Raw genomic sequence first — 21,152 nt, 5'->3', positions numbered from 1 at the left:
ATTAGTTTTCTTGCTTATTCTTTTTGAGTAACAACTCTTTTAAAAACAACTCCAAAGCTTTGAGATCATGTGAAAACCCATAATATTTTAACTGGTAGACTGGTCTATCTGATTGTATTTCTCGATTTTGATAACAAACAATGCAATCAAAGTCACCCTTTTCTTGATAAGGAAGAAAATGAAAGTTACGGTTATTATCTAATTGTTTTCGTATCGTTACTTCTAAGATAGCTCTCTCCACAGAATCTGCCCCTAAACAAAGACCAATTTTTAACGGCTTCGTTTGTCTTTCAATTGCAAATAATAATAATTCGAGCATCTTATAAGACAGACTCTTGGCAAGATCTGTTTCTTGTAACGCTTTATCGCCTAGCAATATCATATGGTGCCGCATTAACACCTCGATTTTCACCTGTTCTTCAGGAGCTACCAAATCAGCTAAAAAAGCCAAATTCTTTTCTCCACTGATTAGTCCTCCTTTAAAGAAATAAGCTTTGCCAAAGAAAAGACTGAGGCCATAGATGATTTCTTCTTTCGTACGATAAGCAACAATATTAGCTTTACGCATTAACCATATTGCTTCCGAAACCTTGTCTGCTATCGGTCCTCCAAATCCTAAAATATAAGATATCGTTGGGAGAGGTAAAATCGGATAAGACTGTAAGAATGCAAATAAACATTTGGCTTCAAAACTATCAAACTCAATCGCATAACGGCTCAAATAATGAAACATAATTTTTTCTAAACGATTGTAAAAGACATTATTTTGAAAATAGACGCCATTTGGCCATTCTGCTTCTGCTGATTCTTTCTGGAAAGCTAATCGTTTCTGAGAGATTGCAATAAAAAGCGACAGCTTATCTAGTTTTTCTGGTTCTAATTCTTGACGCGTCAAATGACTGGTTAAATGCTTGAGGTGTGAGCGATCAATTTCAGCCGTTAAGCTGCTTCGGTCCTCTTTACTATAAGTCATTTCCAACAATTCATAATAAAAATAACGCCATTGTAATTCACTACCTGTCTGCTTCCCTTGTGAAATCCCAATACCAAACTCCTCCAAACACTGGTTAATTGAGGCTAGATGGCGATTAAAGGTTGCCTCGCTAATCATTAAGTCAAGGGATAGTTTTGTAGCATTAACATGTTGATGTGTAAAGAAATGCAGTAACATTTGATAAGGGATGGAATCTTGAAGGAGGAGCCAAATCCAATTTGTCCAAGAGAATAGCCCTGTTTCTTGCGTTATCAATTTTTCATTTTCGATTATCAGTTGGCAAGCAACGCCATGTTTGTCAAATAATTGATTCAAATTTGTGATATATTTTAAAAGTGTTACCTTTGACAACTGCAAAGCTTGTGTCAAATCTTTTACACTTGGAGGCCCTTCTGCCTGATATAAAATCATGAATAGATGGTATTGTGCTTGCCTCTCTTTACCCATTAATTGCTCTATCTTCATAATCGTTTTCTCTTTTCATATAAAGCCAAAGCTGCTTGGTGTAAATGATAAGCTAAGTCTGAATGACCTTTTGTAAAAAGAAAATCCTGAAATGCTAAATCACAATCAGTCTGCTTCAAACCGATACTTTGTGCTAATTGATTGGCTAAAAGGAGGTTATTTTCTTTGGAAAGTAATTGGGCACCTACCAACTGTCCTTTTTCTTGATTAGCAATCAGCTTAATCCAAATAGGAGACCGATCTTCTCTATCACTTTTTGCTTGATAACGAATGGCCACTAAATTATCATATAGTGATCCCTCTTCTTGGGTTAGCCCTAAAGTAGCATGGTAATAGTTAAAATAGTAACTACCAACAACCTTGGCTGTTACCAGTTTAGGTGTGTCAAATCCAGCTAAATGGTAGGCTAACAACTGCCCTGTTTTGATAGCTTGATTAATTAGCGGACTATAATAAGGAACACCCAAAACCGCTGAATCTAAAGCTACCAAGTCACCAATAGCATAAATATCTTTTTGACTTGTTTGCATCACTGAATTTACTTTGATCGTTTTATCTAGTGAACAGTCAACAATATCTTGAAGAAGGCGACTATTGGGTCTGAAATTCACTGCTAAAACAACTGTATCACACCTAATCTGGGTGCCTTCATCTGTTATTAGGCAAAGCCCTTCACGACATTCTTTAATCTCATTAATATGAGTCTTGGTTAACAATTTGACTGAGGTTTTTGCCATTTCCTGCAACAAAGGTTCAAGCATATCTGGGTCACTTTGATGACTGTTAATTGTCTCTGCTGCTTCCACTAAGGTGACTGACTTACCTTGCAAAGAAAGACTAAAAGAAATGTCTAAACCTATTACACCAGCACCAACAACAACTATTGAGCGGCTTTTTTCAATTTTCTCTAAAGCTTGTTGACTCTCTTTAAAATATTTGGTCGTAACAACACCTTCACTATTACTTCCTTTAATATTTTCAGACTCAGCCTTTGCCCCCATTGCACAAACTAAGATTTCATAACTCTCCTCAAATGTATTTCCAAGGTTATCCATTAGTTTTAAGGTCTTAGTATCAGGGTCAATAGTCTGAACTTCTGCTTGAATAAAACAACTATTTTCCGATAATCTTAATGTAGCATCCTGCCATTGTGCTTGAGATAAGTCATCTATTTGTTGACGATAAATAAAATTTAAACCATTTGGAATATAATTTGAATACTCTTGACGATCTATTATTATCAGTTGATTGTCTGGCTTTAGTTTAGAGAGTTGTTTTGCACAAGCTAATCCTGCAAAAGAAGCTCCTATAATAACGATTTTTTTCTTTTTATCTTTCATAGTCTTTATTATAACAATCACTCCTTAAAAATGAAAACGTTTAAAAAGAGTTTGAGCCAACTTGTCTCAAACTCTCTCATCCTTATCATTGACTAGGCTATTGGTCCAAAAAGAAGAACAGCTAAACTTGCACCAATAATTGGTCCGACAACTGGAATCCACGCATATGACCAATCTAAGTCGCCTTTATTAGGTATTGGTAACAAAGCATGGATCATTCGTGGCCCTAAATCTCTGGCTGGATTGATGGCATAACCAGTAGTTCCTCCTAATGATAACCCGATACCAATAATTAGCACACCTACACATAAGGTTCCTAATCCTGGAGGTATTTGGTACAGACCCAGAGAGAGAATGCCAAGCATTAAGACAAAGGTTCCAAAAATTTCACTTATTAGATTAGAACTCGTATCCTTGATTGCTGGTCCAGTAGCAATGGTTGCTAGAATATCTCCGGCTTCATTAGCAACAAGGTAATGGGGACGATATTGAAGATAAACCAAGATGGAACCAAGCATTGCTCCTAAAAACTGAGCAATAATATACAGTATTGCAGTGCTCCAGGAAATACTGTGATTCATTGCAAAGGCTATACTTACTGCTGGATTTAAATGTGCTGGTGCAATTTTTCCAGTAATAAATACTGCGACCGCGACTGCAATTCCCCAACCTGTAGCAATAACAATCCATCCCGAATTATTATTCTTAGTTTTTGGTAAGACAACCCCTGCAACAACACCATTCCCCATTAAAATCAAGAGCGCCGTTCCTAAAAACTCTCCTAAGATATCTATTATTTTCCCCTTTTATTTTTGTTTCAATGCTTCTAAATCATTATCTTTTAATGTCTCACGCAAGGCTTTTTCTTCAGCTAATTTCTCTTCTTGTGTCCACTGATAATGTTTAGCCATTTCATTTAATACTGGCTCAATCAAAGCTTCTAAACGATCCCTCATAAAGAGCATGTGATTGGTTCTCCGTAAGAAGAAGTCAGTGGGTTTCAAAGCCATTTCAAAATCCATTGCATAGTGTAAAGAAAGTGTTTCTGCTAATGTAAGCCCTTCTGCCGCAATAATTTGACGGGCTAAAGCAAAGACTTTTGGTGCATTAGAGCCATATAAGTTTGCCAAGTAAAGAGCCTCATCCATTGATAGACCACTTAAAGTACCAAGTTGTGCATAGGCTTCAATCTCAGAATCAACATTTGCAGGATTAATTTCTCCACCAGAGACAGGGTAGGTTTTTGAGTTAATTAATTTAAAGCTACGATCAAATTCTTCTTTCAATACAGTTAGGATGACTTGCAAAGCACCTTCTGCCATCTTACGATAGTCTGTTATTTTGCCACCTGCTAGTGTAAATAGACCATTGGCATCTCTTTCAAAGCTTGAACCACGTGACACAGCTGAAGGATCCAATTCTTTTTCTGACGTACTTGATTCAACTGAACGGATAGCTTTTTCAACAGCTTCACGGCTTGATTTGTCATCAACATAGTCTTGCACAGTTTGAATAAGTTCTTCAAAACTATCATCCGAAATTTTACCACTGTTACCCCCATTATAATCTGAGGCACTATTGCCTGACAAGAGTGGTCTAAGCCCAGCCCAAGAACTTTCAATATCTTCTAATTGCAAGTTAGCTTCTGGGAAGCGACGATTAATAATGTCTAATAGGTAATCAACATCTTCTTGTGTCACCGTTGGGTGTTCTAAATCACCAGTATAGTCCGTATCTGTTGTTCCAAAATACGTTTTTTCTTCTCTAGGTAACACAAATACCATTCGACCATCATTCAAACCAGTATCAACATAGACTGGTTGGGAAATCTTTAATTTCTTACGGTCTACAACCAAGTGGACACCTTTAGTTGGGCGCATTTGGTGAATAGCTTCGACTTCATTTGAAAAGTTTCTAACCTGATCACTCCATGGGCCAGTTGTGTTAATTACTACATTAGCATGTATCGTCATTAACTCATCGGTCATTAAGTCACGAGCTAATACGCCAATAATTTTGCCCTGATCATCAAAAATAAAGTCTTCTGCTTTAACATGACTGGCAATCAGGGCGCCATCACGATTAGCCCGCTTAATATTTTCAATTACTAAACGTGCATCATTGTTTCTAAAGTCTAAGTAAACACCACCACCGAGAAGTCCTTCAGCTTGTAAATCTGGTTCTCTGGCTAGGACTTCTTCTTTAGACAAGACTTTATTTGCCGCAGGAGTATTTGACACACCAGCTAATAAATCATAGAGATCCATAGCCACTTTTAGACGAAACATACTAAAGGTGCTACCAGCTTCATCATAAACTGGTAATAGCATTGGGTCTGGCTTTGGAATATGTGGCGCAATTTGTTGAACAACTGCACGTTCAGATACCGTATCAGATACAACTTCTACATCAAATTGCTTCAAGTAACGTAAGCCGCCATGAACTAACTTGGTTGAGCGACTTGACGTTCCTTCGGCAAAGTCCTGCATCTCAATTAAACCAGTTTCAAGTCCAGAGGCTGCTGCTTGCAAGGCTACACCTGCCCCTGTTATACCACCACCAATGACTAACAAATCTAATTGACGGTCTTGCATTTTTTGGAGTGCTAATCGACGTGTTTCTTTTGAAAATTCCATTCTTTCCTCCCTTAGTCTTTATCTATTTCTGCAAATACTTGTGTTGCTTTAACGGCTTTTTTCCATCCTTTGTAGAGTTTTTCTTTGCGTGATTCGTTCATACTTGCTTTGAATAATTGGCCAGTTTCATTTAATTCTTTCAGTGCATCTAAATCTTCCCAGTAACCAACTGCCAAACCTGCTAAGAAGGCTGCGCCTAAAGCAGTGGTTTCAAGATTCTTCGCGCGAGCAATATCCTTACCTAAAATATCTGCTTGGAATTGCATTAAGAGATTGTTCATTGCAGCCCCACCATCAACCCGTAATTGTTGGATATCAATTCCTGAATCAATTTGCATTGTATCAATAACATCACGTACTTGATAAGCAATTGACTGAAGGGTTGCTTTGACAAAATCTTCTTTTGTTGAACCACGTGTCAATCCAAAAACTGAACCACGTGCATTTGAATCCCAATAGGGTGCACCAAGACCAGTAAAGGCAGGCACAACGTATATTTCATCATCACTAGTTGATGCATTGGCAAGTTCTTCAGATTCAGGTGATGATTCAAACATACGTAAGCCATCTCGTAACCATTGAATCGCACTCCCAGCAATAAAGATTGAGCCTTCAAGGGCATAATAGACCTTACCATTAATGCCATAACCAATTGTTGTTAAGAGGTTATTTTCAGATAACTGAACTTCTTCACCTGTATTCATGATAATGAATGACCCAGTACCATAAGTGTTTTTAACCATACCTGGTTCAAAAGCTAATTGACCAAAGAGAGCTGCTTGTTGGTCTCCAGCCATGCCAGAAATTGGCACTTCACCACCATAGAAATGGAAGGCTGCCGTTTTACCATAAACCTCTGAATTGGATTTTACTTCTGGCAACATGATTTTAGGGATATTCAAAATATCTAGAATCTCATCATCCCATGTCAAATCTTTAATATTGTAAAGCATGGTTCTTGCAGCATTTGAATAATCCGTTACGTGAACAGCACCATCTGTTAATTTCCACACTAACCAGGTATCAATGGTCCCAAATAGCAATTCGCCTTTTTCGGCACGTTCTTGAGCACCTGGAACATGATCTAAAATCCATCTGATTTTTGTAGCTGAAAAATAAGCATCAATGACAAGTCCGGTTTTTTCATGGATCATGTCTGTGTAACCATCTTGCTTTAATTGGTCTGCAATAGGGGCTGTTTGGCGAGATTGCCAAACAATGGCATTATAAATAGGCAGACCCGTTTTCTTATCCCAAACAACTGTTGTTTCACGTTGATTTGTGATACCAATCGCCTCAATCTGACTAGGTTTGATACTAGATTCAATAAATGCACCTGCAATAACAGACTGTACAGAATTCCAAATTTGATTGGCATTATGCTCCACCCAACCAGCTTGAGGAAAGATTTGCGGAAACTCCTTTTGGCTACTACTGATTTTTTCACCTTTTTTATTAAAGATGATTGCACGAGAACTAGTCGTTCCCTGATCGATGGCCATAATGTACTTTTCTTCTGACATTCTTTTACCCTCCTGAAGTAAGCGTTTTCTTTTGTAGTTCTATTATAACGAAAAAATGTATAAATGTACTATCATAAATTTCTTTCTACAACTAAATTTATGATAAGATAAGCCAAATTAAAAAAAACGAGGATATCCTCGCTTCATTTAGTCATTAATTGGTTCTGATGATTTTTCAAGTATCTCTCCTGAATTAGCATCTATGATGTAACTATATTCTTTATCTCCATGATTAAATTCCACATCATAAACTAGCTTACCATCGTCATTTTCTTTTTTAATAGTAAGTAGTTTAGTATCAGATTCAGTAACGGAAGCATCCTTTATTGCAATTGATTTAGCTTTTTCTTCTGAAATTTTAGCTTTTTTTGTTTTAGCCATTTGGCCTGTTGACTGATTCTGTGTAGTGCCTTGTTGCTCCTTATCCATACCACAAGCACCCAAACTTAGTAAAGAAAGGCTTGCTATGGCAAATATTGAGAGTTTTTTCAGTGTCATATCTATTACCTTCTTTCATTAATTTCTTTTATTATACCTTAAAACATAATTTTTTTCTAATAATGACATTTTTTCTACCTTGATACTGCCAGAATCCTCTGTGAGCCCATATTTATGTAAAAACAAAAAAGCCTCACGTGGAGGCTTCAAACAATCAGGAATTTGGATCATCTAATGATCGACCATGGAGTCCTTTTTCTCGTTGGACTTGTTTTAATTTTTCAGGAGTCAAGTCATTGCCTTTTTCATCGACCACTTTAATTCCTTCAATATGATGACGAACTGAGCGACGGTAACCTTCTATGTATTCTCGTCTAAGCTCTGCTTGTTCAACCTTTTCTGGGCCTGTTAGACCTACTGTTTTTTTCTTTTTAGCCAGTTCATTGATACGTTCGATTTTCTTAGGATCCATATGACACAGCCTCCTTCTACTATTTTGTATTTAATTTATTGAAGCTAGCAACACTTCTAGCTTTTTCAACTAAACTTAACAATAAGGCTAAACGATTAGCTTTTAGTTGGTCATCATCAGTCATAACCATTGTATTGTCAAAGAAAGCAACAATAAGATTGTTCAAGGCAAATAACTGATTAATTTTTTCCTCTGCACTGCCTTGTAAATCAAGTGAATTCACGGCTTGGAACAAGGCTTTTTCTTGATCGTTTTCAAGTAGCGATGGATCAACGACAACTTGCTCTTCAGCTTTCTCTGCTAAATTAAAGGCACGAGACAAGTTTTCAACAGCTGATTTATAGGTAGAACCTTTGGATGCTTCTACCAAAGCCTTAGCTGTTTCAAGCATTTGTGGCACTTGGAAATTCGAACTTGAGAGAACTGCTTCTTTAATGTCTTTTGGAATTGCTGCGCCCATCATTTTATCAACACGCGCTGAGATAAAGTCCATCACTTGACTTTGATTATCATAAGTTAAAGTATCAAATGGTAAGCTGTAGCAATCTGCAATTAATTGGTCCATTGGAATATTCCAATGGAAAGCTTCAAGAATACGAACGATGCCTTGAGTTGCACGGCGAAGCGCATAAGGATCGTTGGAACCACTTGGAATTAAGCCGACTGAGAAAAATGATAATAGGGTATCTAATTTATCTGCTAATGCAAGAACAGCACCAGCTTTGCTTTCTGGAAGCTCACCTTCTGCAGAATTTGGCAGATAATGTTCACGAATAGCTTGTGCAACTTCTGGAGTTTCTCCTGCAAGAAGCGCATACTTTTCTCCCATGACACCTTGCAACTCATCAAACTCACCAACCATACCAGTCAATAAATCAAATTTATAAATTTGGCTAGCACGAACGAGAGCTTGGCTATCTTGACTTGACAAATCAAGTTCCTGTGCAAGATAGTCAGCAATGACACCTGTCCGCTTCATATGGTCTCTTAATGAACCAATTTTTTCATGGAAGGTAACATTCTCTAGCTTTTCAACTAAATCTTCAATAACTAATTTTTGATCTTCTCGCCAGAAGAATTCACCATCTTCTAAGCGAGCTACAAGTACCTTTTCATTTCCTTTAACAACATTTTCAATGTGCTGATCATTACCATTACGAACTGAAATGAAATTTGGTAATAACTTGCCAAATTGATCACGGACTACAAAATAACGTTGATGATTTTTCATAGACGTTACTAAAACTTCTTCTGGAACATCTAAATATTTCTCATCAAATGTCCCCATAAAGGCTGTCGGGTACTCAACCAAATTTAAGACTTCATTTAATAAGTCGTTATCAATGTCAACTGTGACATTATATTTAATTTCTAATTCATGAATTTGATGAACAATCATCTCCTGACGTTCTTTAGCATCAGCAATAACATACACACGTGCAAGGTCTTGTTCGTATGAATTAGCAGATGAGATTGTTGTTTCTTCCCCTAGGAATCGATGCCCACGAGAAACGCGATCAGCGGAGATATCCAAAAAGTTCATCTCTAAAGCTTGATCATCTAATAGGACTGTCAAGGTATGCACAGGACGAATATACTCAAAACTATTTGAAGCCCAATGCATGGATACTGGAAATGTTAAGCTAGCTAGAACCTGTGGAATGGCTTGTAAAACTTCTTCTACCACTTTTCCTTCTTCATGTTTAGTCACATAAACATATTCTTCACCTTTGATTTCACGGAATTCAATAGCCTCCGTAGTTAATCCTTTACCACGTACAAAGCCTTGGGCAGCTTTTGAAAAATTCCCTTCGGCATCCAATGCAATTTTTTTAGATGGACCTTTAAAGTCTTCGGTTAAATCAGTTTGTTTTTCAGCTAATCCACTGACTCTAACAGCTAAACGTCTCGGTGTTGAAAAGGTTTGGATTGCTTCAAATGACAACCTATTGTCATTCAAGAAAGCTGCCAATTTCTCACCAAATTGTTGTTCACTTGGTGTCACAACGTATGCTGGTAATTCTTCTAAACCTAATTCTACTAATAAATTTTTAGTCATTACTCCGCCTCCTCTTTTAACAATTCAGCACGACTTGCTTCATCCAATAATGGGAAACCTAATTTCTTACGTTCAGCGACAAAAGTTTTTGCGACAATACGTGCTAAATTTCTAATACGCGCAATATAACCTGCACGCTCTGTAACTGATACAGCACCACGTGCATCAAGCAAGTTAAAAGTATGAGAACATTTCAAGACATAATCATAAGCTGGGTGAACTAGTCCTTCTTCAAGGGCGCGTCCAGCTTCTTTTTCAAATTTTTCAAAGTTCTCTAAAAGCATTGCTTGGTCAGAAATTTCAAATGAGTACTTTGAATGCTCGTACTCAGGTTGTAAGAAAATTTCACCATATTTAACACCTGGTGCCCACTCGATATCATACACAGAATCCACTTCTTGTATATAAGAAGCAAGTCGCTCTAGTCCATAAGTCACTTCTGCAGTCACAGGACCTGTTGCTAGTCCTCCGACTTGTTGGAAATATGTAAACTGTGTGATTTCCATACCATCTAACCAAACTTCCCAACCAAGTCCTGCAGAACCTGTTGAGGGATTTTCCCAGTTATCTTCAACAAAACGGATGTCATGTTCAAGAGGATTAATACCGAGTTTTTCAAGTGACTCTAAATAGAGTTCTTGAATGTTTGATGGTGAAGGTTTCATAACAACTTGGAATTGGTGATGTTGATATAGTCTATTTGGATTTTCACCATAACGACCATCTGCTGGACGACGACTTGGTTCAACGTAGGCTGCATTCCAAGGTTCTGGACCAATGGCACGAAGAAAGGTGTAAGGACTCATTGTACCAGCTCCTTTTTCATTGTCATAGGCTTGCATTAGCATACAACCTTTATCATTCCAAAATTGTTGCAAAGTTAAAATAATTTCTTGAAAGGTTAGTTTGTTACTCATTTTTGCCTCTTTCTAATATGTCTTACTAACAAATTGAACTACACAAATAGATGTGGTTCATCCCAATAAGTGATATTTTAATATCAGAAAAAGGGTAAAACCACACCAACTCCTATACCAATACTGATATAGGGGCGTTGATACGCGGTTCCACCCTAGTTTTTTACTTCATTACTATTTTTAATTGTAACCGAAAGTGCCTTAAAATTATCTTTTTCATCCGGCTTACACCATACCCGAACTCGCTTGAGAAATCCCATAATTCATTTCTTTCTTATAGATAATTCTAGCACAATTACATTGACTTGTCTATTCCTAGCAAATGTTGCTGTTAATTATTTGCTCATATAGCCATTAGGCTTAATAACTTCTTCAATTAATCGATTTTCTTCAATAATCCTAACGGTCAAGGTTATTGCATAACACGGGAATAATAGCATAGCTGTAATCTGTGCATGACAAAGCAAAGCAATACCTATCAACTCTGGACAAATATTTAAAAAGTAATTGGGATGCTTAACATATCTAAAAAGCCAATGGTCAACATAACGATGATTTTTAACAATCATTAGTTTCACAGTCCAAATGCCTGTCAATAGTTGAGTCACCTTGTATAAGACAAAAACAGAAACGATTAATAATACCAACCCTAAAAAGCTAATTGCATCAAAAGTAACCATCTTTAAATAAGCTTCTAGACTTGCAAAAAAATAAATAAGGATATGAAGAAGCGTAATAAATTGAGAATTTTTGACACCAAATTCTCTACCTCCCTCAGCTTTAATCCGTTTTTCGTTAGCAATTGATATTTTTAAAAAATATAAACGGATTAAAAACATCCCTAACATAATCGCTAATATCACTTTTTCAATACTCCTTCTTAGTTATTAATTACATAGAAGAGTATAATAAAAAATGATAGGAAAAGTCAAATCAATAACAAAAAGTTCAGTATAAAAACTGAACTTTTTAACTCAAGTAGATAGATACTTCATCACCAATAACAAATAAACATGTCTCATCTGTTGATGTAACTTCAATTTAATACTCTTTGGTATCTGGATCAGGAACTTCTGTCATCCCTTGCAGATTTTTTATGATTTCAGCATCTTCTTCCGTTAGTTCAATATCAAAGAAATCCATATTCTCCTTGATACGATCTTCATGAACTGATTTTGGCAGTGGTAAGAAACCTTGATAAACAGACCAAGCCAGCGCCAATTGAGCAACTGTTTTACCATATTTATCAGCCAAAACTTTCATTTCTTCATTTGAGAAGATATCACCTTGTCCAAGTGGTCCCCATGCTTCGACGACAATCTGATGTGCTTTACAATAATCAACAACTTCTGGTTGAAAACAGCCTGGCGCTAAGCGAATTTGGTTGACTGCTGGAGTCAGTTCAGCGGTTTCAGCTAAAGCTTCCAAATGATGAACCATGAAATTGCTGACACCGATTGTTTTAACCAAACCTTCATCAACAGCATCTTCCATATATGACCAGGCTTCAGCATTAGCTTTTTGCCAATTATCACGATAGGCTTTTGGATTTGGCCAATGGATCAGATATAAATCGACATAATCTAGTCCTAACCGTTGAAGCGATGCAGCTAAAGCTTCTTTAGCTTTAGGATAAGAATGGGAGTCATTCCAAAGTTTAGTCGTGACAAATAATTCTTCACGAGGAACACCACTATCTTTTATCGCTTTTCCTACACTCACTTCATTTTTATAAATAGCTGCTGTATCAATATGTCGATAGCCAGCTTTAATAGCAGCTAATGTTGATTGATAAGCTTCTTCGCCATCTGCTGCTTTAAAGGTTCCAAAGCCCAGAAGAGGGATTTCTAACCCATTATTCATTGTAAATGTCTTTACCACAAGAATACCTCCTTAATATAAGATTATTCTACCATAATCCAACTATTATTAAAGCTTTTGAAACGTCCTATTATCGGTCAACCTATTGTTTCATAGCTTTTTCTGGTTTATCTAATGCACTAATCAACTTTTCTTGAATATACTGCATAACTTCAGGGTTACTTGGTAAATCTGAGTGAGTCGCATCCGTTCCGGTAACCGTAACTTGGGTATAATGTTTAGCAACATTTTGGAAAATGTATCTACCTGCAACCACACTTGCGAAGGGAACAATTTTATCAGCATCAAATGAATCCGTTCCAGCTAAATTATAAACAATGAGATTTTTAGGTATCGCAACATTATCACTTCTCAAATCTTTTAACATCTGCGTTTGATTAGAAAGATTACTTTCTTCAAAATTATAAGGCGTCCCAATAGTGGCTAACTTATCCATTTGAAAATTCTCTACCCCATAATAATTTTCCAAAAAAAGAGTCCAATTTAAGCCACCATTTGAATGCCCGACAGCATTAAAACGCTTAAAATGATAATGTTCTTGTAAATCAGCCATAGCAATAGCTAGCCATTTAGCTTGTTGCTTAATATTGGCATAGCCATCTGCATTATTTTGAAAAGCGATGACAATAAATGGATGATTATCATTACTTGCAATAGCACCTTGATAAGTTAAGGTTCCCTTTTTACTAACTTCTACTTTTAAAATACTATGCTTTGCTCCCTTTTGGTTAAAGTAGTCAAGCATATCATTAAAGCGATTAATAGTCGCACCAGAACCAGGGACAAAAATGGTTGGTACCATCCGTGAATTATAAAGTTTAACTTTCTTTGCTGTCACTTCATGGACATAAGTTTCCCCAAGTATACCTAAAGTGATAAGAAGCAAAAGCATCATGATAAAAAAGAAACCTGTTAGCGATTTTTTCATATAAGATCTCCTTTTTTAAGGACACGATTAACAAATGGAAGATAAATTAGAACCGATAAAATAATAATCACAATTGAAACTATTAAATAGCGCCAGTCACCATTCGAAGCCAAGTAGCCAAATAATAAACTTGGTGTAGCTGTTGGAACACCATAAACGGCTGGGGTTAACCAATTTAATGAAAGTAAAATAGCCCCTAATGTCTCTGCCATTACTGTTGATAAAAACATAGGAATAATAAATAGCGGTTGTAAAATAAGTGGTAAGCCAACTAAAAATGGAAAATTGGCATCAAAAAGCATGGGAGCTAAACAGAGTAATCCGATTTGCCATTCCCTTTTCTTACCCATTAATCTACTGGCTATAAGAAAGGCTATAAGTAGCCCTAAAAGCACTCCAATCCCACCGAACATCGCAAAACTATCTCTTAGGGTATAAAATGTAAAAGGATGTGGTAAATGAGCTATGTTACCACTAAGTGCTGAACTTAAATTATTGCTTGTAGTGACCAAATCTCCAGCAGGTCCTTGAAAAATATCTGGAACAGAAATACCAAAAACTAAAAGAACAATAGCTAGAGCAGTCCAAATTAATACTTGGAAAAATGATTTTGGCCCATCACCTATTTGGATTGCTACAAAACTTTGCAGAAATTGGTCTGGTCCAAAACCAAAACGGCTTATCATTAATTTCGTAACCAAAACAACTAAGTAGACCATTAATGCTAATAATATAGCCCATAAAAATGGACTCCTCGTCTGAGATGGGGCATATTTTTTAAACCCTAACAAGAGGATTGCAAACCCCACTAATAGAATCCAAAAAGGCTGATGGGGCACTTGAACAAATTGCCTTTGATTTGAAACAAAGACCCATGTCAAAATAAATGATAATGTTGGCAAAAAAGAGACAACCACTTGCTTGCTCTTTAAATAATACGTAATCATTTGGCTAACGAAATAACTCGCAATAATAGTCATTGTAAAATGAGCAAATCGTTCAATCTCACCAGAAAGTATGAATAGCCATTTTTGACTGTAAAAACTAAAGTGACTGGTTTGGGCTAAGAAAGATTCCGGTGCAACAAAAAGACTGTTCACTAGTTCTACCCATGAAAAGAGCAAAGCTAAAGGCAATAACTGACGAAAACTGTATTTTAAAGCATGAGAAAAAGCACTCATCTTTTCATTTAATCTATCTCTCATAGTCATTCCTCACTCATTCTTCGCATTATAACCTTTGTTAGCTTTTTTATATTTTAGCATAAGTAACTGACAGAAGAAAAGATATTAGATTGTCAAAATATTAATAAAAAACTAGCACGCAGAGGGATCAGACAAAAAGCCCCAGATTATCAGACTATCTCCTTTAATAATCTGGTAATCTGAGGCAAAACTTTCTAATCCTGCAATGATTAATACGTTATCAACTAATCACTTATCAGAATTGTTATGAATACTAATCAACTTAGGCTTGATAAACTTTTTGACCATCTAAATAAGTTGCTTGCAATTCTAAATCTTGGTCTAATACAATAAAGTCTGCAGCATAACCTTCTTTTATTTGACCACAGACATCTTCAATACCAACTGAAAGAGCTGGTACGTATGTTGCCATATGGATAGCCTGTTCGGCGTCAGCAATTCCCCATTCAACCACATTTTTTATGCCATCTTTTAACTTCAAAATAGAGCCAGCAAGGTTACCACTTTCTTTCAAGCGAGCCGTTCCATTTTCGACCACAACTGGAAACTCACCTAACATATACTCCCCATCTGATGACCCACCTGCACGCATACAGTCCGTAATCATGGCAACTTTTTCATAGCCTTTTTGTTGCATTAAAATGTCACAAGCCACTGGATTGACATGGTGCCCATCGCAAATCAATTCCGCAAAAGTTCCTTCAATGTTATACATAGCACCAACCATTCCAGGTTCCCTATGATTTAAGCCACGCATTCCGTTATAGGCATGCACCCAAACACTCGCTCCTGCATTAACAGCAGCTTTTGCTTCTTTATAAGTTGCATTGGAATGTCCTAGTGCAACTGTGACATTGTCTTTTGTAATGGTTGAAACAAATTCTTCTACGCCATCGCGTTCTGGAGCAAGAGCGATTTTCTTAATTAAACCATTTGCTGCCTCTTGCCACTCTGCAAATTCATCCAATCTTGGGTTTTTCATATAAATTGGATTTTGAGCACCTTTGTATTCCTCAGTAAAATAGGGTCCTTCAAAGTAAATTCCTTGAATTTTCGCACCTTTTACAGCATCTGCCACTGATGCAACTGTTGCAGATACTTGTTTTAGCTGTTCAAAATCTGATGTTAATGTTGTTGGTAAAAATGAAGTCACTCCTGTTGATAAGAGTCCTTGACTCATTTGGTGAATTCCCTCGGCAGAGTTATCCATAACATCAGCACCTGCAAAGCCATGGATATGTGTATCAACTAAACCTGGAGCAATTTGATAGCCAGAATAGTCAATAATAGTCGCATTAGAGTCAACCTTTTCAAACCATTGACCAAATTTCCCATCTGCAACAGCTAGGTAACCCTTACATTTTTTATGATCTGAGTAGTAAAAACAATCTGCTTTAATATAGCTTGTCATCTTCTTGCCTCCCTTTTTTTCTTTATTATACGCTTAATCTGATTATTTGTAAATGGTATATACCACTTCTCTTGCTTGACATTTCTTAAAATTAATACTCAAAAAAGCTCTAGTTTAATTAAATTTTGAACAAAAATCATCTTTAACAATTCTTCTTTTTCTTGTATAATAGAGCTTGTCAGTATTCAAGTACATGTTAGGAGATAGGAATGAAACAAGCAAAAACAGAACGACTTTTTCTCGTTCTAAGTATTATCACCGTGATTATTGCAGGTGGTATCTATTTTATTTTCGGTGATATGGGAGATGTTAAATCTAATGACAATACTACACAGTCAGTTCAAAGTGTTGTTACTAAAAATAACCCGCTCACTGAAGCTATTGACTTAGTAGCAGAAGCAGAGAAAAATCCTAGTCAGGAAGCCATTGATCAGGCCCAAAAGATGCTTGATCAGGCAAAAGATACAAGTACAAAAAAACGATTGCAAAAAAAATTAGACCAAGTCAAATCGAATTTGGAAAGTTATAATGAGGCTAAAAAAGCTGTTGAAGATACAAAAAACACCCCAACAACAGATAACAAAGCCTTGGCTCAAGCGGCCATCGATAAGGTTGTCCTAGAAGATAAAAAAGCTGAATTACAAAGTCAATTAGACGCTATTGTAATTATTGATCAACCTGTTACAAATTCAACAACTACAATTCCAGCTAGTGGTACCGTAGATTATGGACAAGCTCCTGCTGAAAATTACTACCCTCAAGCTCCTGCAACAATCGAACCAACTCAGCCAGTAGTACCAAATACTGGAGCATCATCAAATGCAGCCAATACTGGTTCTAATGCTGTCATTAATCCATAATAAAAAGCCGATTCACTCAATGAAGTGAATCAGCTTTTTTTATGCTTTTTCATACCCTAAAAGAATACCTTCTTCTTCTGCATAGAAACTACATAAGCCAGAACTATTAGCAATAGCCATCGTTGCTGTCGGAAAGCTTTCTTTTAACTTTTCTAAAATTTGATGACATATTTTTTCATTGTTGCGATGGCAAACGAAAACCTTACCACCATTATATCCTGCTTTTTTCATTTCATCTACAATGGATAAGACAGCCTTTTTCTGACCACGTGCTTTTTGAAGTAATTCAAGGCGCCCCTCTTCGCTGGCACAACCTACCATGCGAATATTCATCAAGCCGATTACTGTTCCTAACAATTTACTAACACGACCATTTTTAACCAAATTATCTACTTTAGCCAATGCAAATAGTAACCCTGTCTTTTTTTGATAGTCTGTAATTTCTTTGACAACTTGATCAAAAGTAAGGCCCTTAGAAATGAGTCTTTCTAACTCTAAAACAATAAGGTCCATTTCACCACCAGCTGATAGGGAGTCTATGATGTGAATGTTTAAATTTGGATTTTCCTCAAGCAACATTTCTTTTCCAAGACGAGCACTATTATTGCTTCCCGACAAACTACCTGTAATCGTTATTGCAATAACATTATCTGCCCCTTTAAATGCCTGCATAAAAGCATCTGGACTCGGGCAACTTGAAGTTGCTGCTTCAGAAGAAGCATACATTGTAGACATCATCTGGTCTACATCTAAATTAAAATCATCATTAAAATTCTCTTGTCCAATTCTTATTGTTAAAGGGACACGCTCATAAACTATCTGATCGTTTTCATTTGTCAAGGCTGTTAAATCACAGCCAGAATCAGCTACAATTTTCCAAGTCATACTTTTTCCTCTTTCGTTCTACTTGCTTTAATCTATTGACATTTCAAAGCTTTTCACCTAAAATTATATCATCATTAGTCTAATAATAGCTAGTAAAAATAGTCCGATGTAACAGTTGAAAGGCAAATGTAATGACCGATAAAGTAATCGCCAAAAATTCTTTGAATAATCTAATAAAATTCAATAAAGAAACTCGTCAATTAACCAGGGAGGCCTTAGAGACCGCCCTTTTAAGTCTCCTCAATCAAAAAAATATAACACAAATTTCAATTTCTGAACTTGTGTCCAAGGCTGGAGTATCTCGAAATGCTTTTTATCGAAACTTTTCATCAAAAGAAGAGATTTTGGAAGGTTACTTATCAACCGTTTTACGTCGCATTTTTAAAGGCATCAAACTATTTGACTTAAATACGCAAGCAAGTCAGGCTTGGCTCTATTTATTTACAGAAGCTAAAAAAGAAGAAGCTCTCTTTAAAATCATTTTTAAACACCACCTGCAACAACTTTTGACACAGATGGTTACCAAACGCTTAAAAGCCTATCAACGGTGGAAAAAGAATAGACAATCTCACTACTCTCGTCTTTTTTGGAGCAATGCTATTGTCTCAGTCCTCACTTCTTGGATTAAAGATGGCATGAAAACACCCGCTGAGGAAATGGCTAAAATGGGATTGCCTCTCTTGCCATAAGAATAAACCAGTTAGAACGAACTGCAAGTTGCAGTCTCTTCTAACTGGTTTATTTTATTGATTTAATGCGTACTTTCTAATAGCTTGTGCCACTCCAGCTTGATCGCAGTGACTAGTGATATGATCAGCCAATACCTTGATGGATTCACTGGCATTGCCCATTGCTACGCCTGTTCCTGCAAAACTTAGCATTTCTATATCATTTGGCGCGTCGCCGATTGCCATCACTTCATTAGCTGTGCAATTTAAATCCTCGGCCAAATCTTTAAGGGCATGAGCCTTTGTCACGTGTTTAGGCATTACTTCAAGAATGTAATCTTGACTTCGAACAACACTAAAGTCTTCTACCAGTTGAGAGCGCATTGCATCTTCAAATGCATCCATAGCTTGACTAGTACCCATATACATAGCTTGAAAAATAATCTCCGAACCTTGCTCTAACGCTTCAATTGTCGTTGTTTTGACTTTTGTAAAGACCAATTCACCATCAGCTGCAACAATGTCAGGTACTTGTTCTCCAATAACGTAGTAGTTGTCTTCTGTCGTCAAGGTTAAGGCAACACCATCAAAATGACGGCTTAGTTTTTCCAGATGTTTCACTTGTTCTATGGTCAGATGATAATGGTGGATAAGGTTCCACTCTATACTGGTATAGGTGCTACACCCATTATTTAAGATGAGAAACTCATCCTCTACTAAGCCCAGCTGATCAAAATACGGTTTGGTCCCATTTTTTGGACGACCTGTACAAAGAACAATCTTAATCCCATTAGCAGTCGCTTCTTGAATCGCTTTAATATTTTCTTCAGGAATGACTTTCTTACTATTTAACAAGGTTCCATCTAAATCTATAGCAATTAACCTAATCATTTTTAAACCCACTTTCTCAAAAGGTTACTTTTCTTATTTCTATAAATAAGTCAACTTAATTATAAGTGTAACATTTTTAGAGCATCAATCAAACTACAAAAGTCATTTTGAAGATATTATTTGTTACATAACCCTTTTTGACTGTGATAATTCTTTATACCAATAGGCACTTTTTTTCGGGTAGCGTTCTTGTGTATCAAAATCGACATAAAAGAGACCATATCGTTTATCATAACCATTTGACCAAGAAAATACATCCATCAATGACCAGATAAAGTAACCTTTAACATTGACACCATCGGTGATAGCATCTGAAATAACCTCTATATGTTGCTTAACGTAATCAATTCTGGCATCATCATAGACAGTTCCATCGACAAATTCATCTTTATACCCCAAACCATTTTCAGTAACATAGATTTTCTTATAATTTGGATAATCACGTTTAACACGCATCATTTGATCATAAAGACCTTGTGGATAAATCATCCAATCCCAGTCTGTACGTGGGACATCAACATCAAATTCACGTTTTCCAACACCTTTAATTTGATACTTAGAACCACCTTTTTCACCTTTTCCATTGTGAGTAATTTCTGTTTCACAATCAAATGCACGCATCCAATCACTCATATAGTAATTGATTCCTAAGAAATCATTTAAGTCTTTAGCAGCATCAAGAATTGCTAAATCCTCTTTTGTTATTTCAATTTCCCCGCCATTGGCATCTAGAATTTCCATTACGCCTGCCAAAGTTTCGGAAGAATAGTGACCAAGATAAGTTGCATCTAAAATAAACTTATTATGGATAATATCTTCCAATTCCGCAGCATGGACATCTTCAGGGCTTGACTGATCAAATGGGTATTTAGTAGGCAAGGCATGAACAACACCAATTTCCCCAGTATAACTTGCATCTTTATATAGTTTCACTGCTCGTGCGTGTGCAATCATCATATTGTGATGAGATTGAAATACTTTGCCTAAATCATATGTAATACCTGGAGGAAATTTTCCAACAAGATACTGCCCATCACCAATAGGTCCAATCTCATTGAAGGTTGTCCAATAATTAACTTCAGAAAATTCTTTGAAACAGTAGGCAGCGTATTCAACAAAGTGATCAATCGTATCACGATTTAGAAAGTCCCCATTTGAATGAAGTGCTTCTGGTGTGTCAAAATGATGAAGTGTTACAAATGGTTCAACATGGCGTTTATGACATTCTGCAAAGAGATTATGGTAGAAAGCTACACCTTTTTCATTAATTTGCCCAAAACCTTTTGGGAAGATGCGAGACCAAGCAATTGAAATACGAATCCCATTTACTCCGAACTCTTCAGCCAATTGTAAATCAACTGGGTATTTATGATAGAAGTCACTAGCAGGCTCTGCCGTATACCAATAATTATCCTCTAGATAGTTATCCCAGGCAACAGAACCTTTGCCATCCGTGTGAGTAGCACCCTCAGCTTGATAAGCTGCTGTAGCACCACCAAAAATAAAATCATTAGGTAAAGTTTTCATTAGTTACTCCTTCTATAATAGAGCATAAGCTTGATGTCATCAAGTCCATCTC

At 36.5% G+C, this 21,152-nt stretch carries 19 protein-coding genes; 2 read left to right on the top strand and 17 right to left on the bottom strand.

All coding sequences use genetic code 11. From position 1 onward, the window contains the following. Position 1 precedes the first annotated feature (1 nt). From ACVRZD_RS04975 to nagA, 14 genes are all read right to left on the bottom strand, one after another. A complete protein-coding gene (locus ACVRZD_RS04975) occupies positions 2–1,459 on the bottom strand; it encodes an AcpB/EbpR/MafR family transcriptional regulator (protein WP_037625608.1) in 1,458 nt (485 codons plus the stop codon). Further along, positions 1,456–2,799, bottom strand: a complete 1,344-nt coding sequence (locus ACVRZD_RS04970; protein WP_037625610.1) for an NAD(P)/FAD-dependent oxidoreductase — start codon at positions 2,797–2,799, stop codon at positions 1,456–1,458. The genes ACVRZD_RS04975 and ACVRZD_RS04970 overlap by 4 nt, the downstream gene beginning before the upstream one ends. 92 nt (positions 2,800–2,891) lie before the next feature. Then, on the bottom strand, positions 2,892–3,593 hold the full coding sequence (locus ACVRZD_RS04965) for an MIP/aquaporin family protein (RefSeq protein WP_037625612.1): 702 nt from the start codon (positions 3,591–3,593) through the stop codon (positions 2,892–2,894). A gap of 12 nt (positions 3,594–3,605) precedes the next feature. Next, on the bottom strand, positions 3,606–5,435 hold the full coding sequence (glpO, locus tag ACVRZD_RS04960; protein ID WP_037625614.1) for a type 1 glycerol-3-phosphate oxidase: 1,830 nt from the start codon (positions 5,433–5,435) through the stop codon (positions 3,606–3,608). A gap of 11 nt (positions 5,436–5,446) precedes the next feature. Then, positions 5,447–6,958 (bottom strand): glycerol kinase GlpK, encoded by a 1,512-nt coding sequence (gene glpK / locus ACVRZD_RS04955; protein WP_037625617.1) that lies wholly within the window; start codon positions 6,956–6,958, stop codon positions 5,447–5,449. 147 nt (positions 6,959–7,105) lie between these two features. Then, positions 7,106–7,456, bottom strand: a complete 351-nt coding sequence (locus ACVRZD_RS04950; RefSeq protein WP_037625619.1) for a PepSY domain-containing protein — start codon at positions 7,454–7,456, stop codon at positions 7,106–7,108. Positions 7,457–7,610: 154 nt separating this feature from the next. Beyond that, positions 7,611–7,868: a DUF896 family protein gene (locus ACVRZD_RS04945; protein WP_037625620.1), complete on the bottom strand. Its 258-nt coding sequence runs from the start codon at positions 7,866–7,868 to the stop codon at positions 7,611–7,613. Positions 7,869–7,887: 19 nt separating this feature from the next. Next, a complete protein-coding gene (gene glyS, locus ACVRZD_RS04940; RefSeq protein ID WP_447450320.1) occupies positions 7,888–9,927 on the bottom strand; it encodes a glycine--tRNA ligase subunit beta in 2,040 nt (679 codons plus the stop codon). Continuing rightward, positions 9,927–10,844: a glycine--tRNA ligase subunit alpha gene (gene glyQ / locus ACVRZD_RS04935; protein ID WP_037625622.1), complete on the bottom strand. Its 918-nt coding sequence runs from the start codon at positions 10,842–10,844 to the stop codon at positions 9,927–9,929. Before glyQ ends, glyS begins: the two co-directional genes overlap by 1 nt. Positions 10,845–11,179: 335 nt before the next feature. Next, positions 11,180–11,692 carry an isoprenylcysteine carboxyl methyltransferase family protein gene (locus ACVRZD_RS04930; protein ID WP_198777468.1) on the bottom strand — a complete coding sequence of 171 codons (513 nt, stop codon included), beginning with the start codon at positions 11,690–11,692 and terminating at the stop codon, positions 11,180–11,182. A 193-nt stretch (positions 11,693–11,885) separates the two neighbouring features. Continuing rightward, positions 11,886–12,725, bottom strand: coding sequence for an aldo/keto reductase (locus tag ACVRZD_RS04925; protein WP_037625629.1), 840 nt, complete (start codon positions 12,723–12,725; stop codon positions 11,886–11,888). 82 nt (positions 12,726–12,807) lie between these two features. After that, positions 12,808–13,653, bottom strand: coding sequence for an alpha/beta hydrolase (locus ACVRZD_RS04920; RefSeq protein WP_447450319.1), 846 nt, complete (start codon positions 13,651–13,653; stop codon positions 12,808–12,810). Then, positions 13,650–14,858, bottom strand: a complete 1,209-nt coding sequence (locus ACVRZD_RS04915) for a hypothetical protein (RefSeq protein WP_052128125.1) — start codon at positions 14,856–14,858, stop codon at positions 13,650–13,652. The genes ACVRZD_RS04920 and ACVRZD_RS04915 overlap by 4 nt, the downstream gene beginning before the upstream one ends. Before the next feature lie 262 nt (positions 14,859–15,120). Further along, positions 15,121–16,269, bottom strand: coding sequence for an N-acetylglucosamine-6-phosphate deacetylase (gene nagA, locus ACVRZD_RS04910; protein ID WP_037625631.1), 1,149 nt, complete (start codon positions 16,267–16,269; stop codon positions 15,121–15,123). Positions 16,270–16,478: 209 nt separating this feature from the next. Here nagA and ACVRZD_RS04905 point away from each other — a divergent pair, with 209 nt between their 5' ends. After that, positions 16,479–17,129, top strand: a complete 651-nt coding sequence (locus tag ACVRZD_RS04905) for an LUC7 domain-containing protein (protein ID WP_037625634.1) — start codon at positions 16,479–16,481, stop codon at positions 17,127–17,129. 39 nt (positions 17,130–17,168) lie between these two features. On the opposite strand, the gene ACVRZD_RS04900 is transcribed toward ACVRZD_RS04905, so the two are convergent. Continuing rightward, positions 17,169–18,014, bottom strand: a complete 846-nt coding sequence (locus tag ACVRZD_RS04900) for a DegV family protein (protein ID WP_037625635.1) — start codon at positions 18,012–18,014, stop codon at positions 17,169–17,171. Positions 18,015–18,145: 131 nt separating this feature from the next. On the opposite strand from ACVRZD_RS04900, the gene ACVRZD_RS04895 reads away from it, so the two are divergent. Further along, on the top strand, positions 18,146–18,703 hold the full coding sequence (locus ACVRZD_RS04895) for a TetR/AcrR family transcriptional regulator (RefSeq protein ID WP_447450318.1): 558 nt from the start codon (positions 18,146–18,148) through the stop codon (positions 18,701–18,703). Positions 18,704–18,757: 54 nt separating this feature from the next. Here the strand turns inward: ACVRZD_RS04895 and ACVRZD_RS04890 are convergent, their stop codons facing one another. Both ACVRZD_RS04890 and lacG read right to left on the bottom strand, forming a co-directional pair. Next, positions 18,758–19,573, bottom strand: a complete 816-nt coding sequence (locus ACVRZD_RS04890) for a Cof-type HAD-IIB family hydrolase (RefSeq protein WP_037625638.1) — start codon at positions 19,571–19,573, stop codon at positions 18,758–18,760. A 123-nt stretch (positions 19,574–19,696) separates the two neighbouring features. Then, complete coding sequence (gene lacG / locus ACVRZD_RS04885) at positions 19,697–21,100, bottom strand: 6-phospho-beta-galactosidase (RefSeq protein WP_037625640.1); 1,404 nt, start codon at positions 21,098–21,100, stop codon at positions 19,697–19,699. Positions 21,101–21,152 lie beyond the last annotated feature (52 nt).

This window comes from Streptococcus hongkongensis (assembly GCF_053206145.1).
Note: the sequence above shows the minus strand (reverse complement) of the source record. Positions and strands in the feature narration are given on the sequence as shown.